Raw genomic sequence first — 14,796 nt, forward strand, 5'->3', positions numbered from 1 at the left:
ATCCCATGCCGATGATCACCCTGCGCCAGCTTCTGGACCACGCGGCTGAGCACGACTATGCCGTGCCCGCCTTCAACATCAACAACATGGAGCAGGGCCTGTCGGTCATGCAGGCGGCCCAGGCCACCCGCAGCCCGGTGATCCTGCAGGCCAGCCGCGGCGCGCGGGCCTATGCCAATGACGCGGTGCTGGCGGGGCTGATCGCGGGTCTGGCGCGGGCCTATCCCGACATCCCGATCTGCATGCATCTGGACCATGGCAACGGGCTGGAAACCTGCGCGACCGCGATCCAGAACGGCTTCACCTCGGTGATGATGGACGGGTCGCTGAAATCGGACGGCAAGACGCCCGCCGATTACGCCTATAACGCCGACATCACCCGCCGCGTGACCGAGATGGCCCATGCCTGCGGTGTGTCGGTCGAGGGAGAGCTGGGCGTGCTGGGCAGCCTTGAGACCGGCATGGGCGACGCCGAGGACGGCCACGGCGCAGAGGGCAAGCTGTCCGAGGAGCAGCTGCTGACCGACCCCGACGAGGCCGTGCGGTTCGTCGAGGAGACCGGCGTGGACGCCCTGGCCATCGCCATGGGCACCAGCCACGGCGCGTATAAATTCACGCGCAAGCCCGATGGCGACATCCTGGCCATGCATGTGATCGAGGAGATCCACCGCCGCCTGCCCAACACCCATCTTGTGATGCACGGCTCCAGTTCCGTCCCGGAGGATCTGCAAGCGATCATCAACGCCCATGGCGGCGACATCCGCCCGACTTGGGGCGTCCCGGTCGAGGAGATCCAGCGTGGCATCCGCCATGGCGTGCGCAAGGTGAACATCGACACCGACAACCGCCTGGCGATGACCGCCGCGATCCGCCGCGTGATGGCCGAACACCCGGCCGAGTTCGATCCGCGCGCCTATCTGAAGCCCGCGATGGCGATGATGGCCCAAGTCTGCCGCGACCGGTTCGAGGCCTTCGGCACCGCCGGCAACGCCGACAAGCTGCGCCCGATGTCCCTGCCGGAAATGGCCGCGCGCTACTGATCCGCCCGGGCCAGCAGCTCCTCGACCTTGGGGCCGATCGCATCCACGATCTGCTCGACGCCGCGCGCGTTGGGGTGGATGCGGTCGTCCTGCATCAGGTCCGACAGGGACAAGCCCTGCGTGGCCTTTTCCCCGATCGGCCCCAGGAAGTCGGGGACCAGCACCGCATCGTACTCGGTGGCTAGATCGGCATACATCGCCTCGAAGTCGCGCTTGAAATCGGGGCCGTAATTGCCCGGCGCGGGCAGGCCCGCCAGCAGGACGGGCACCCCCGCCGCCCGCGTCTTGTCCAGGATCGCCGCCAGGTTCGCGCGGCTGGAGGCCGGGTCGATCCCGCGCAACAGATCGTTGCCGCCAAGCGCCACGATCATCGCGTCGGGCCCGTCCGCCAGCGTCCAGTCGATCCGCGCGGCACCCCCTGCCGTGGTATCCCCCGACACGCCCGCATTGGTCACCGCCACGTCATGGCCGCGACCCCGCAGCCAGGCCTCCAGCAAGGGGACGAACCCCTGATCCTGCGGCAGGCCGTATCCCTGCGTCAGACTGTCGCCCATCGCGGTCAGACGCAGCGTCTCTGCGTAAGCAGGGGCTGCCCATGATGCCGCGATGGTGACCGCCAGCGCCGCGACGGCGGCTGTCAGGCGGTTGCCTTCGCGGGCGGGCCGACCATATCGTGCCCCGATACCCAGACCGCGACGAAGGAGCGACCCGATGGCCGACCCCGTGATCCGCCTGTCCGATGCGCATCTGACGTTGCAGGGCAATGCCGGGCCGGTCCCGATCCTGCGCGGCCTGTCGCTGCAGGTCGAACGCGGAGAGACGGTCGGGCTGGTGGGTCCTTCGGGATCGGGCAAGTCGTCGCTCCTCATGCTGATGGGCGGTCTGGAACGCGCCACGGGCGGCCTTGTCCAGGCGATGGGTCAAGACCTGACCGCGCTGGACGAGGATGCGCTGGCACGCTTTCGTCTGTCCCATATGGGGGTGGTGTTCCAGTCCTTCCACCTGGTCCCCACCATGACGGCGCTTGAAAATGTCGCGACACCGCTGGAGCTGGCTGGTGCGCCCGACGCCTTCGCCCGCGCGGCGGCGGAACTGGACCGCGTAGGCCTTGGTGCGCGGCGCGACCATTACCCCGCGCAACTGTCGGGCGGAGAGCAGCAGCGCGTGGCCCTAGCCCGCGCCGCGGCGCCGCGCCCGGCCATCCTGCTGGCCGACGAACCCACCGGCAATCTGGACGGGGCGACGGGGCAGGCGATCATGGACCTGCTGTTCGGGCTGCGCGCCGATCATGGCGCGACGCTGGTCCTGGTCACGCATGACCCGGACCTGGCGCGACGGTGCGACCGGGTGATCCGCTTGGCTGACGGCCGTCTGGCCGCCGAGGCCGCGGCATGAGCCTGGCGCTGGCGGCCCGGCTGGCGCGGCGCGACCTGCGCGGGGGGTTGCGCGGGTTTTGGGTGCTGCTGACCTGTCTGGCGCTTGGCGTGGCCGCCATCGCCGCCGTGGGGTCCGTCCGCGCGGCGATACAGGCGGGGCTGACCTCGCAGGGCGCGGTCCTGCTGGGGGGCGATGCCGAGGTGCAGCTGACCTATCGCTTTGCCAGCCCCGAGGAGCTCGACTGGCTGGAGGATCGGGCCGTAACCGTCTCTGAAATAGTTGATTTCCGGTCCATGGCCGTGGTCGGGCAGGGGGATGCCTCCGAACGCGCCCTGACCCAGGTCAAGGGCGTGGACGCGGCCTGGCCGCTGCTGGGGCAGGCCGTGCTGGACCCGCCCATGCCGCTGGCGCAGGCCTTGGGGACGACGCCGCAGGGGCTGCCGGGGGGCGTCATGGCGCCGCTGCTGGCCGACAGGCTGGGGCTGTCGCCGGGTGACATCTTCCGCCTTGGCACGCAGGATTTCGTGCTGACTGCGCGGCTGGTCAGCGAACCCGATGCGGGCGCGGCCAGCTTCGGCTTCGGCCCCCGCACGCTGGTGCTGCGCGAGGCGCTGGCCGACAGCGAGCTGCTGGGCGCAGGCACGCTGTTCGACAGTAACTATCGGCTGGCGCTGCCGCCGGGAACGGATCTGGACGCGCTGCGGGCCGACTGGCGCGTGGCCTTCCCCGACAGCGGCGCGCGCTGGCGCGACAGCCGCCGTGGCGCGCCGGGCATCGACAGTTTCGTGGACCGCATCGGCGCGTTCCTGGTGCTGGTCGGGCTGACCGGGCTGGCCGTGGGCGGGGTCGGCGTGTCGGCCGCGGTGCGCGCCCATCTGGCCCGCAAGACCGAGACCATCGCCGTGCTCAAGACCTTCGGCGCGTCGGGGCGGACGATCTTTCAGGTCTATCTGCTGCAGATCGGGGCGGTGACCGCGATCGGCGTCGCGGCGGGGCTGATCCTGGGGGCGGCGGTGCCCTTGGCGCTGGCGCCGCTGCTGACGGCGCGCCTGCCGGTGCCGGCGGAGTTCGGCGTCTATCCGGGCCCCCTGGCGCAGGCGGCGGTCTATGGCGTGCTGACTGCGTTCATCTTTGCGCTGTGGCCCTTGGCGCGAACGCGGCGCATTCGGGCGGCGACCTTGTTCCGCGACGCGGACGCATCCGGGGGCGGCTGGCCCGAACGGCGCTATCTGGTGATGATCGTCGCGGCGCTGATCGCGCTGGTGGGGGCTGCCGCACTGTTTTCGGGGCTGTGGCGGCTGACGCTTGGCATGGCGGGGGGCGTCCTGGCGGCCTTTGTCGTGCTGGCCGGGGCGGCGGCGCTGGTCCGGCGCGCGGCGGGGGCGGGGGCGCGCCTGGCGCGGCGCAGACCCGCGCTGCGGCTTGCGCTGGCAGCCATCGGCGGGCCGCGCAGCGAGGCGCTGTCGGTGATCCTGTCCCTGGGCCTGGGCCTGACGGTGCTGGCGGCGGTGGGGCAGGTGTCGTCGAACCTGCGCCAGGCCATCGCGACCGAACTGCCCGAACGTGCGCCCAGCTATTTCTTCCTGGACATCCAGCCCGATCAACTGGACCCGTTCCTGACCCGGCTGCGGGACGATCCGCTGGTCGGCGACGTGCAGACCGCGCCGATGCTGCGCGGCATCGTCACGCAGCTGAACGGCCGCCCCGCGCGCGAGGTCGCGGGCGATCACTGGGTGCTGCGCGGCGACCGGGGCATCACCTATGCCGCGACCCCGCCGCCGGGCACCCAGATCACCCGCGGCGACTGGTGGCCCCAGAATTACGCCGGCCCCCCGCTGGTCAGCCTGTCCGAGGAGATCGCGACCGAGATCGGCCTGGACCTGGGCGACACCGTCACCGTCAACATCCTGGGCCGCGACATCACCGCGACCATCGCCAACCTGCGGGTGGTCGATTTCAGCGACGCGGGCATCGGCTTCGTCATGGCGCTGAACCCCGGCGCGCTGGCGGGCGCGCCGCATACCCACATCGCCACCGTCTATGCCGATCCGGCGGCCGAGGCGCAGATCCTGCGCGATCTGGGCAACCGCTTTCCGAACATCACCGTCGTCCCCGTGGCCGAGGCTATCGACCGCGCCTCCGACGCCCTGGCGGGGATCGCGGCGGCGGTGGCCTGGGCGGCGGGGGCCACGCTGGTCACCGGCTTCGTCGTGCTGATCGGGGCTGCGGCGGCGGGCGAACGCGCGCGCGTCTATGAGGCCGCGATCCTGAAGACGCTCGGCGCGTCGCGCGCGCTGATCCTGGGCAGCTTTGCGCTGCGCCAGGCGCTGATGGGGGCGGCGGCGGGGCTGGTCGCGCTGTTGGGCGGGGGCCTCGCGGGATGGGCGGTCAGCCGCTTCGTGATGGACGTGCCCTATCGGTTCGACATGGGCTCGGCGCTGCCCATCGTGGTGGGCGGTATCGCCGCGACCGTCGTGGCGGGGCTGGCCTTTGCGTGGCGCCCGCTGGCCGCGCGGCCCGCACAGGTCCTGCGGGCGCAGGACTAGGGGTCGACGGGACCGGGCAGGGGGGCCGCGGGCTGGGACACGTCGCGCTGCCATTCCCGCCAGATCGACATCAGCAGCGCCATCAGCACCGGCCCCACGAACAGGCCCACCAGGCCCATCGTCTTGATCCCGCCGATCAGCCCGAAGAAGGTGGCCAGGAACGGCAGCTTGACCGGTCCGCCGATCAGCACGGGGCGGATGGTCTTGTCCACGATGAACAGCTCGACCGTGCCCCACAGGAACAGCGCGGCGCCCGCGACCGGCGTTCCGCTGAACACCAGATAGGCCGAGATCAGCGTGAAGGACAGTGGCGCCCCGCCCGGGATCAGCGCCATGAACCCGGTCACGACCCCGAAGAACACCGGCGAGGGCACCCCCGCCAGCCAATAGGCCGTGCCCAGGATCACCCCCTCGCCGATGGCGATCAGGGTCATGCCGGTGACGGTCGCGCTGATCGTGGCGGGGACCACGCGCGACATGTGCGACCAGCGGCCGGGCAGGATGCGCGCGCCCACGCGGTCCAGCTGCGCCACGATGCGTTCGCCGTCGCGATAGAAGACGAACAGCGCGATCAACGTGAACAGCAGGTTCAACATGAAGTGGAACGCGGTCGATCCCGCGGTCAGGATGCCGCGATAGACGGAATAGATGTTCGACCCGGTCACCGCCTGGACCAGCTGGCTGATCGCGCCGGGCTGACCGATATAGGTGCGCCATTGCTGGTCCAGCCACGGCCCAACGCGGGGGATGTCGGCGATCCAGGGGGGCGTGGCCTCGCCCATGGCGTTCACGTTGCCCGCCCACAGGATCCAGACGCGCAGTTCGGCCGCCGCATAGGTCAGCGCCATCAGCAGCGGCACCACCAGGATGCACAGGATCGCCAGCACCAGCAGCGTCGCGGCCAGCGTCGGCCCGCTGCGCTGTGCCAGGCGCTCGCGGATGCGCCAGCTGGCCACGCAGATGATCGTCGCGGCCAGGACCGGGATCAGGAAGCCGTGGAAGAAATAGATCGACGCCGCAAGGATCCCCAGCAGCAGCCAGCGCGCGGCCGACAGGTCGGTGACCAGCGGGCGCGGCGCCGGACGGGGAACGGCGTTGCGGTCGGCCCCTGGGGTCATTCGCGCGTCTCCGGGTGGTCGTCGCCAGGGGCGGGGGGCAGCGTGCCCTCGGCCCGGTCGCGGTGCAGGGCGGCGCGGCCCAGCAGCATCAGCGTGACGGGAACCGTCGTCATGATGCCCAGACCCACCATCAGCTCATGCAGGATCGGGCGCCCCTGCTGAAAGCTGGCCAGCAGCGCCGACCCCAGGATCACCCCGCCCGTCCCCCAGCTGGAGGCCAGCGTCGGCGCATGCAGCCGGTCATAGAAGCTGTTCATCCGCAAGAACCCCCAGGCCCCGATCAGCGTCAGCGTCGCACCCAGCATCACCAGCCCCGCCACCGGAATGGCCAGCCACAGGGGGATGTCGTCAAGCGGGCTCATTCGATCACCTCTCCGCGGAACAGGAACTTGGCTAGCGCGATGGAGGCCACGAACCCCATCACCGCGATGACCATCGCGGCCTCGAACAGGTACAGTGAGCCAAGACGCATCCCGGTGACCAGGAACAGCAGCATCACCGCGATATACAGCGTGTCAAGGGCCAGCACCCGGTCCTGGGCGCGGGGACCGCGCAGGATGCGCAGGCCCGCCAGGCAGCCCGCCAGGGCCAGGACCACCTGGGCGTAGCCGATGGCAAAGGTCAGGATCGTGCCGCTCATTCGAAGATCTCCTGCAGCATGGGTTCATACACGTCGCGGATGACATGCAGGTAATGGTCGGTCTCGGCGCCGTCGAAGACATGCAGAACAAGCGTCTGGCGGTCGTGGGAATATTCGATCCAGGCGGTGCCGGGCGTGGCGGTCAGGATGATCGACAGCACCGCCAGCCCGGTCGGGCTGCGCAGCTGCAGCGGCACCTCGAGGAAGGCCGAGCGGCGGCCCGACCGCCCCTCGGTCAGGATCAGCCGCGCCACGCGGATGTTCGACCGGACGATGTCGCCGAACAGCGTGGCGATCAGCCGCGGCACCACGCGCCAGTTGCGCGGCGTGGCCCGTTCGGGGTGCAGCGACGACATCGCCCAGCCCGCCAGCAGCGCCAGCGCGCCCCCCAGCAGCAGGTGACCAAGCGAGAACCGCGTCATCACCATCCACAGCAGCGTCAGCAGGCCCGACTGGACGGGATAGGGGACAAGCCGGGTCATCATGGAACGTCCTCTGGGGTGGGCGGCTGCGCGTCGTCGGCACGGGGCGCGGTCAGCACGCCCTGGGCATAGCGCGACGTCTGGTGCAGCGCCTGCGCGGTGCGGTCGGTATAGCGCAGCACGGCCTCGGATTCGATGCTGATCACGGCCAGAACGGCGATCAGGGCCATGATCGGGGCGATCTCCATCGCCATGACGGGGGAATCGCGGTCGTCATTGGCCCAGAAGGTCTGGATGCCGATCCGCGCCAGCCCGATCAGCGTGGCAAAGCCCGATACCAGCAGCAGCGCGACGAAGGCCCAGCCCAGCCAGGGGCTGGTATCGGCCGTGTCGAAGACGCCCTGGATCATCGTCAGCTTGCCGATGAAGCCGGGCATCGGCGGCAACCCTGCCAGCGCCAGCAGGCACAGCGCAAAGCACGCCGCCAGCAGGGCGGGGCCCGCGGCGATGGCGGGGCCGTCCGGGCCGTCGTCGTCGGACGGCAGGTCGGCCTTGGCGCCATAGATCTCGGCCGTCAGCGCCAGCATGGCGGCGATGCCGCCGTCGTCGCGCGACATCGGCTCGACCATCAGGAACAGGGCGCCCGCGGCCAGGGTCGACGCGACCATGTAATGCAGAGCGCCCGCCAGCATCCATTCCCCGCCCCCCGCCAGCGCCAGCCCGGTCACGGCCAGCATGGTGCCCGACGACAGGACCACCGCATGCGCCGCGATCCGCCCCAGGCTTTGCGACGCCAGCACGCCCAGCATGCCGAAGACGACCGTGGTCATGCCCAGCCCGATCAGCAGCCCCGCGCCCAGCCCCGCAGACGGGCCCGATCCGGCCGCGAACAGCAGCATCGTCAGGCGCAGGATCGCATAGATGCCCACCTTGGTCATGATCGCGAACATCGCGCCCACCGGCGCGGCGGCGGCCATGTAGGCGTTGGGCAGCCAGAAGGACAGCGGCCATATGCCCGCCTTGACCAGGAAGGCCACCCCCATCAGCGCCAGGCCCATCTGCAACAGGGGCCGGTTGGCGGCATCGATGTCGGGCATCATGCTGGCCAGATGCGCCATGTTCAGCGTGCCCGTCACGCCATAGATCAGGCTGATCCCCAGCAGCAGCAGCAGGGACGCCGCCAGGTTGATCGCGATGTAATGCAGGCCCGCGCGGACCCGCACCTGTCCCGACCCGTGCAGCAGCAGGCCGTAGGACGCGGCAAGCAGCACCTCGAAAAAGACGAACAGGTTGAACAGGTCGCCGGTCAGGAACGCGCCGTTCAGACCGACCAGCAGGAACTGGAACAGCGAAAAGTAATGCTGCCCCTGCCGATGCCAGGACGCCCGCGCATAGACCAGCGACGCCAGCGCGAGCACCGATGTCAGCAGCAGCATCATCGCCGCCAGGTGATCCAGCACCAGGACGATCGCCATCGGCGCGGCCCAGTCCCCCAGCAGGTAGAAGCCGATGTTCTCGGCCCCTTCGGACGCGCCCAGCTTGGCGCGCATCAGCAGCGCCACCGCCACCGCGAGGGTCAGCCCGGTCGCGATCAGGCTGAGCCAGAATTTCGCCGCGCGCTGGCGGTCGTCATAAAGCAGCATCAGCGCGCCGGCGACGAAGGGGATCAGGATCGGGGCGATGATCAGGTGCTGGCTCATGGCTGCTCTCTCTCGCGGCCGTCGACATGGTCGGTGCCGGTGAACCCGCGCGAGGCGATCAGCACGACCAGAAACAGCGCCGTGGTGGCAAAGCTGATGACGATGGCGGTCAGGACCAGCGCCTGGGGCAGCGGGTCGGCATAGCGGGTCGGATCGACGAAGCCGCCCTTGGGCATGATCGCGGGCGCCGACAGCGTCAGGCGCCCCATGGAAAAGATGAACAGGTTCACCGCATAGGACAGCAGGCACAGCCCGACGATGACCTGGAAGCTGCGCGGGCGCAGGATCAGCCAGATGCCCGACGCCGACAGAACGCCGATGGCCAGGGACAGCACGATCTCCATCAGCGGATCTCCTTCGTGGCTGGGGCAGCGTCGTCCTGTTCGCGCAGGCGCGCGGCGCGCAGGGACTGGTGGGCGATGGCGATCAGCATCAGCACCGTCGCGCCCACGACCAGGGCAAAGACCCCCAGGTCGAACAGCAGCGCGGTCGCGGCGGGCACGTTCCCAATCAGCGGGATCGAGACATAGCGGGCATGGGCCGACAGGAAGGGATAGCCGAAGATCCACGACCCCATCCCCGTGCCCACCGCGATCAGCAGGCCGATGCCCATCCAGCGGATCGGCAGGATGGTCAGCCGCGCCTCGACCCAACGCACATTGGTGGCCAGGTATTGCAGCAGGAAGGCGATGGCCATGGTCACGCCCGCGGCGAAGCCGCCGCCCGGCAGGTCATGGCCGCGGAAGAAGAAATAGGCCGCGACCATGATCAGCACCGGGAACATCCACAGCATGATGACCGACGGCACCATCAGGTAGTCGTCCAGCGCCTGCTGGCTGGTGGCCTGCTGCTGGTTGGGCTGGTCCACGCTTTCGGGGGCGGGGCGGAACCGGCGCAGCAGCGAATAGACGGTCAGGCCCACGATCGCCAGAACGGCGATCTCTCCGAACGTGTCGAAGGCGCGGAAATCGACCAGGATGACGTTCACCACATTGGTGCCGCCGCCTTCGTAATAGGCGTTGGCCAGGAACCAGTCGCCCACGTTCGGGACCAGCGGCCGTGTCATCACGGAATGCGCCACCAGGGCGATGCCCGACCCGCCCGCGACGGCCATCACCAGGTCGCGCATCCGCCGCCTGCGCGCGGATGCCAGGTTGTCCTCGGGCAGGCCCGCCCGGCGTTGGGGCAGCCAGCGCAGGCCCAGCAGCAGCAGGACCGTGGTCACCACCTCGACCAGCAGCTGGGTCACGGCAAGGTCGGGGGCCGACAGCCAGGCGAAGGTCAGGCAGGTGACCAGACCCGCGCCGCCCAGCATCGCCAGCGCGGCAAAGCGGTGGTACTTGGCCTGCCACGCCGCCCCCACCGCGCAGGCCCCGCCGATCAGCCACATCAGCGCGAATGCCGGGCTGAAATCGGTCACCCGCGCCGGGGGTGCCCAGGGGAACCGCGCGCCGATGGCCGCGACGGCCAGAAACAGCGCGACCGCCACCAGCAGGCGCAGCTGCGGCTGCAGCCGTTCGGTCGCCAGCCTGCCCAGCACGCGGCGGGGCAGGACCCACGCCCCCTTCAGCATAAGCCGGTCGAAGACGCGCTGCCCGCGCAGGCGGTACAGCAGGGGCGGGCCTTCGGGGCCCAGGGGGATGCGGGTCCGGGTCATCGCATAGATAAGCGTGCCCACGCCCAGGGACACCAGGCTGAGCATCAGCGCCGCATTGACCCCGTGCCAGATCGCGATGTCGTAATAGGGCAGGTCGGGCCCCAGCACGGCGCGCGCGGCGCGGTTGATGACGGGGCCGATCACCGGCGCGGGCAGGATGCCCACCGCCAGGCAGGCCGCGGCCAGCAGGCTGACGGGCAGGCGCAGCAGGACCGGCGCCTCGGACACGCGGCCGCGCAGGGCGTCGGGCAGCGGACCGAAGAACACCGACGCGATGAACCGGATCGCATAGGCGGCGGAAAACGCGCTGGCCACGACCGCCAGATAGGGCAGGCTGTCGTCCAGCCAGCTGCCGTTGTGCCAGGCGACGGCTTCGGCCAGGAACATCTCCTTGGACAGAAAGCCGTTCAGCAGCGGCACGCCCGCCATCGCGGCGGATGCGATAATTGCCAGGGTCGCGGTGAAGGGCATCACGCGCGCGAGGCCCCCCAGCTTGCGCAGGTCGCGCGTGCCGGTCTGGTGGTCGATGATGCCCGCGGTCATGAACAGCGACGCCTTGAAGACCGCGTGATTGCAGATGTGAAAGATCGCGGCCAGGATCGCGCCCTGGCTGCCGATGCCGGCCAGCGCGGTGATCAGGCCCAGATGGCTGATCGTCGAATAGGCCAGCAACCCCTTGAGGTCGTGGCGGAACAGCGCGATCACCCCGCCGGTCAGGAAGGTCGCCATGCCGATGCCGGTCACGGCCAGGAACCACGCCTCGGTCCCGCCCAGGACGGGAGAGAAGCGGATCAGCAGGAACACCCCGGCTTTGACCATCGTGGCGCTGTGCAGGAAGGCCGAGACCGGGGTCGGCGCCGACATCGCGCCGGGCAGCCAGAAGTGGAACGGCACCTGCGCCGACTTTGTGAACGCGCCCAGCAGGAACAGCGCCAGGATCGCGCCGTACATCGGGTGTTCGCGCACCTGCGGCCCCGCGGCCAGCACCACGTCCAGATCGTGGCTGCCCACGACATGGCCCAGCATCAGCATTGCCAGCAGCAGGCACAGCCCGCCCATCGCGGTGATCAGCAGCGCGGTGCGCGCGCCGTCGCGTGCCGCCTGGCCCTGGTGCCAGAACCCGATCAGCAGGAACGACACGACCGATGTCAGCTCCCAGAACACCACCAGCATCAGCAGGTTGCCCGACAGAAGGATGCCCTGCATCGCGCCGGTGAACGCCATCAGCAGTGCGAAGAAGCGCGGCAGGCGGTCCTTGCCCGCCATGTAGACCTGGGCATAGACGACGACCAGCAGGCCGATCGCGCTGACCAGCGTCGCGAACATCCAGGCGAACCCGTCCATCCGCAGCGACAGCGACAGCCCCGCCGACGGCACCCAGTCCAGCGATGCGCGCAGCACCTCGCCCGACATCACGGGTCCCCCCAGCCCCGCTGACAGCGCGATTCCGGCCAGCATCGTGATGCCCGCCAGAATCCCCGCCGCGCGCCCCGAGACGCTGATCAGCAGAAGCGCGGACAGGAAGGGCAGGACCGCCAGCAGCACCAGAAGGTTCTGCTGCGCAAGGGCGGTGGGGGTGATCATCAAGGGCGGTCCTTCGCTGGGGCGGCATACAGGGCGGGGCAGGATCCCAGGCGAGATCATGCGGGCGTCGGGGGAATGCGGCAAGATGCGGGTGATGACGGGACGGCGCATGCGATGCGGCCGTGCCGCGGCACGATCCGTCCGGGATCACCTCTGTGGGGGCGGCCGCGGAGCCATCGGCCGCGGGTCAGGACAGCAGGCGTCCGCGGGCGCGGGTCAGGCCAGCGGAGGGCCGCGGGCGCGGGCAGGGCGGGCGACGCCCTGCGGCCGGGGAACGTCCGCGTCGGACGCGGCGATGATCGAGACGGCTTGCGGCGGGACGGGCCTCGCGGGCGTGCGGTACCAGGGATCGGCGTCCGGCAGTGATGATGTCGCCTGCGGTCCGGCCGGAGCCTTGGAGGTCAGGACGGCGACCTGGGCCGGGCTGTCGGAATACAGCCGCTGCTCCTCGGTCAGGCGCAGGAACTGCGGCCCCAGTTCGACCGAGGCAGGCGCCGTCGCCCCGTACAGCGCAAGCTGCACGATGCTGGCCACCAGGACCAGAACGCGCATGATGCACGCCAAGGGTGTCCGCTGTCCGTCCATGGCGCGGATATTGCAGACGCTGCCGGGGCGATGCAAGGGCGGGTGGGGGGCGCAGACGCGTTTGTCACCCCACCGGCAGGTGCAGTTCGGCCCGCAGGCCGCGCCCCTGCGCCCCCGCGCGCAGCCGCAAGGTCCCGCCGAACAGCTGCGCGATCTCGGTCACGATGGACAGGCCCAGGCCGCTGCCGCCGGGCCGCGCCTCGGCCAACGCGCCGCGGGTAAAGCGCGAGGTCAGCTGGTCCATCGCCGGGGCGGCGATGCCGGGGCCGTCATCCTCGACCGAGATCACCGCCGTGCCGTCCTGCCGCGCGACGCGGACGGTAACCTCTGCCCCGCGGCCGGCATAGGCCAGCGCGTTGTCGACCAGGTTCTTCAGCGCCTCGGCCAGCAGGACGGGTTCGGCGCGCACGACGACGGGCTGGCCGTCATAGCCCAGGTCGATCCCCGCACCGGCGGCGCGGGGGATCATCTCTCCGGTCAGATCGCGGGCCAGGGCGTGGGCATCCAGCGGCGCGACCATCGGATGGCCCGCTGCCGCATCGACCCGCGCCAGCAGCAGCAGCTGCGCCAGGATCCGTTCGGCATCGGCCAGTGCCGCGTCGCCCTTGGCCACCGCCGATCGCGCGGCCTGCGCGTCGCCCGCCCGCTGCGCCAGTGTCAGCTGGGTGCGGATCACCGCCAGCGGCGTGCGCAGCTGATGGCTGGCATTGCCGGTGAAGTTGCGCAGCGCCGACAGCGCCGTGTCCAGCCGCGCCATGAACGAGTTCATCGCCGCGACCAGGTCCTGGACCTCCTGCGGGACGTCGGTGGGCAGGGGGGACAGGTCGTCCGCGCGCCGCGCGCTGATCGCGTCGCCCAGCCTGTTCAGCGGGCGCAGCGCCAGTGGAACCGCGATCCAGATGATCGCCGCCGCCCCGCAGATCATCAGCGCCAACCTGGCCGCCGAGCGCAGCAGGATCGCCTGCGACAGCTGGTTCCGCGCCAGCTTGGATTCCGCGACCGTCACGCGGAACGGGATGGATTCGATGCCCGTCGACACGGTCCGCGCCAGCGTGATGACCCGGATCGGCGCGCCCGCGAACACCGCATCCGCGTAGCCCGCCCCATCCGAGCCCGGTTCGGCCAGCGGCAGGTCGGCATAGCCGGTCATGAACCCGCCCGGCCCGTCGACGCGATAGAACACGCTGTCCTGCGCGGTCGAGGTCAGCATCTCCAGCGCGGAATAGGGGATGTCGGCCTGCAGGGCGGCATCGTCGCCCACCGTCACCCGTTCCGCGATGGCCAGCGCCGATCCGGTCAGCACCCGGTCGGACACGGCGCGCGCGGTGGACACGGCCTCGGACCAGGTGTCGGCCATCGCCAGCGTGCCCAGGGCGGCCGTGGCCGCCAGCAGCCAGGCCAGCAGTCGGCGGCGCAGCGATCCCATCGGCGCTCAGACGCCCTTGTCGATGTAATAGCCGATGCCCCGCGCGGTGCGCAGCTGCACCCCGTGGGGCGCCAGCCTGCGGCGCAGGCGGCTGGCATATTGCTCGATCGCGTTGTCCGACAGGGTATCCTCCAGCGAGGTCATGGATTGCATGATCGTCTCCTTGGGGACGACCTTGCCGGCGCGCATGAACAGCAGTTCCAGCAGCGCATGTTCGCGGGCGGGCAGGTCCATCGGCTGCCCCTCGGCCAGGAAACGGCGCGCGGTCAGGTCCAGCATGACGCCGCCGATCGTGACCTCGGCCGCGCGCAGGCCCGCCTGGCGGCGCAGCAGCGACCGGACGCGGGCCTCGAACTCGGTGATCTCGAAGGGTTTGACCATGTAGTCGTCGGCCCCCAGGTCCAGGCCCCGGACGCGTTCCTCGGGCGTGCCGCGGGCGGTCAGGATCATCACCGCGGCCGGGTCGCGGCGGGTGCGCATGCGGCGCAGGACCTCCAGCCCGTCCATCTGCGGCAGGTTCAGGTCCAGGATCACCAGGTCGAACCGCTCCGCCGCGATCAGCGCCTCGGCCGAGGCGCCGTCATCGACATGATCTACGGCATGCCCCGCGCCGGCCAGAAGCTGCACCAGCCCGTCGGCCAGCGCCGCGTTGTCCTCGACCAGCAGAATGCGCATCGACCGTCCCCCCGGCGGCGATCTTA

Annotated in this window: 14 protein-coding genes; 3 read left to right on the forward strand and 11 right to left on the reverse strand. The window is 70.4% G+C overall.

What is annotated here, in order from left to right; translation table 11 throughout:
• Window positions 1-5: 5 nt before the first annotated feature.
• Entirely contained in the window at window positions 6-1,040 is a 1,035-nt protein-coding gene (fba, locus tag EOJ32_RS06645) for a class II fructose-bisphosphate aldolase (protein WP_045982706.1), read from the forward strand.
• On the opposite strand, the gene EOJ32_RS06650 is transcribed toward fba, so the two are convergent.
• Complete coding sequence (locus EOJ32_RS06650; protein ID WP_341872770.1) at window positions 1,034-1,594, reverse strand: arylesterase; 561 nt, start codon at window positions 1,592-1,594, stop codon at window positions 1,034-1,036. The genes fba and EOJ32_RS06650 overlap by 7 nt on opposite strands.
• Before the next feature lie 157 nt (window positions 1,595-1,751).
• Here EOJ32_RS06650 and EOJ32_RS06655 point away from each other — a divergent pair, with 157 nt between their 5' ends.
• Entirely contained in the window at window positions 1,752-2,435 is a 684-nt protein-coding gene (locus tag EOJ32_RS06655) for an ABC transporter ATP-binding protein (protein ID WP_240542511.1), read from the forward strand.
• Complete coding sequence (locus EOJ32_RS06660; RefSeq protein ID WP_127898033.1) at window positions 2,432-4,963, forward strand: ABC transporter permease; 2,532 nt, start codon at window positions 2,432-2,434, stop codon at window positions 4,961-4,963. The genes EOJ32_RS06655 and EOJ32_RS06660 overlap by 4 nt, the downstream gene beginning before the upstream one ends.
• On the opposite strand, the gene EOJ32_RS06665 is transcribed toward EOJ32_RS06660, so the two are convergent.
• The 10 genes from EOJ32_RS06665 to EOJ32_RS06710 all read right to left on the reverse strand — a co-directional run bounded on the left by EOJ32_RS06665 (window position 4,960) and on the right by EOJ32_RS06710 (window position 14,770).
• Window positions 4,960-6,081 carry an AI-2E family transporter gene (locus tag EOJ32_RS06665; protein WP_045983161.1) on the reverse strand — a complete coding sequence of 374 codons (1,122 nt, stop codon included), beginning with the start codon at window positions 6,079-6,081 and terminating at the stop codon, window positions 4,960-4,962. The genes EOJ32_RS06660 and EOJ32_RS06665 overlap by 4 nt on opposite strands.
• Window positions 6,078-6,443, reverse strand: a complete 366-nt coding sequence (gene mnhG / locus EOJ32_RS06670; protein WP_045983162.1) for a monovalent cation/H(+) antiporter subunit G — start codon at window positions 6,441-6,443, stop codon at window positions 6,078-6,080. The genes EOJ32_RS06665 and mnhG overlap by 4 nt, the downstream gene beginning before the upstream one ends.
• A complete protein-coding gene (locus tag EOJ32_RS06675; protein ID WP_045983163.1) occupies window positions 6,440-6,721 on the reverse strand; it encodes a K+/H+ antiporter subunit F in 282 nt (93 codons plus the stop codon). Before EOJ32_RS06675 ends, mnhG begins: the two co-directional genes overlap by 4 nt.
• Window positions 6,718-7,206, reverse strand: a complete 489-nt coding sequence (locus EOJ32_RS06680; RefSeq protein WP_232303301.1) for a Na+/H+ antiporter subunit E — start codon at window positions 7,204-7,206, stop codon at window positions 6,718-6,720. Before EOJ32_RS06680 ends, EOJ32_RS06675 begins: the two co-directional genes overlap by 4 nt.
• Window positions 7,203-8,843, reverse strand: coding sequence for a monovalent cation/H+ antiporter subunit D (locus EOJ32_RS06685; RefSeq protein ID WP_127898034.1), 1,641 nt, complete (start codon window positions 8,841-8,843; stop codon window positions 7,203-7,205). The genes EOJ32_RS06680 and EOJ32_RS06685 overlap by 4 nt, the downstream gene beginning before the upstream one ends.
• Entirely contained in the window at window positions 8,840-9,187 is a 348-nt protein-coding gene (locus EOJ32_RS06690) for a Na+/H+ antiporter subunit C (RefSeq protein ID WP_045983165.1), read from the reverse strand. Before EOJ32_RS06690 ends, EOJ32_RS06685 begins: the two co-directional genes overlap by 4 nt.
• Complete coding sequence (locus EOJ32_RS06695; RefSeq protein WP_127898035.1) at window positions 9,187-12,084, reverse strand: monovalent cation/H+ antiporter subunit A; 2,898 nt, start codon at window positions 12,082-12,084, stop codon at window positions 9,187-9,189. Before EOJ32_RS06695 ends, EOJ32_RS06690 begins: the two co-directional genes overlap by 1 nt.
• Before the next feature lie 216 nt (window positions 12,085-12,300).
• The gene (locus EOJ32_RS06700) at window positions 12,301-12,636 is read right to left on the reverse strand and encodes a hypothetical protein (RefSeq protein WP_127898036.1); all 336 of its coding nucleotides are present in this window, start codon (window positions 12,634-12,636) and stop codon (window positions 12,301-12,303) included.
• A gap of 97 nt (window positions 12,637-12,733) precedes the next feature.
• The gene (locus EOJ32_RS06705) at window positions 12,734-14,095 is read right to left on the reverse strand and encodes a sensor histidine kinase (protein ID WP_127898037.1); all 1,362 of its coding nucleotides are present in this window, start codon (window positions 14,093-14,095) and stop codon (window positions 12,734-12,736) included.
• A 6-nt stretch (window positions 14,096-14,101) separates the two neighbouring features.
• Window positions 14,102-14,770 carry a response regulator transcription factor gene (locus EOJ32_RS06710; RefSeq protein WP_046000203.1) on the reverse strand — a complete coding sequence of 223 codons (669 nt, stop codon included), beginning with the start codon at window positions 14,768-14,770 and terminating at the stop codon, window positions 14,102-14,104.
• Window positions 14,771-14,796 lie beyond the last annotated feature (26 nt).

The organism is Paracoccus sp. Arc7-R13, from assembly GCF_004010775.1.
Classification (GTDB): Bacteria; Pseudomonadota; Alphaproteobacteria; order Rhodobacterales; family Rhodobacteraceae; genus Paracoccus; species Paracoccus marcusii.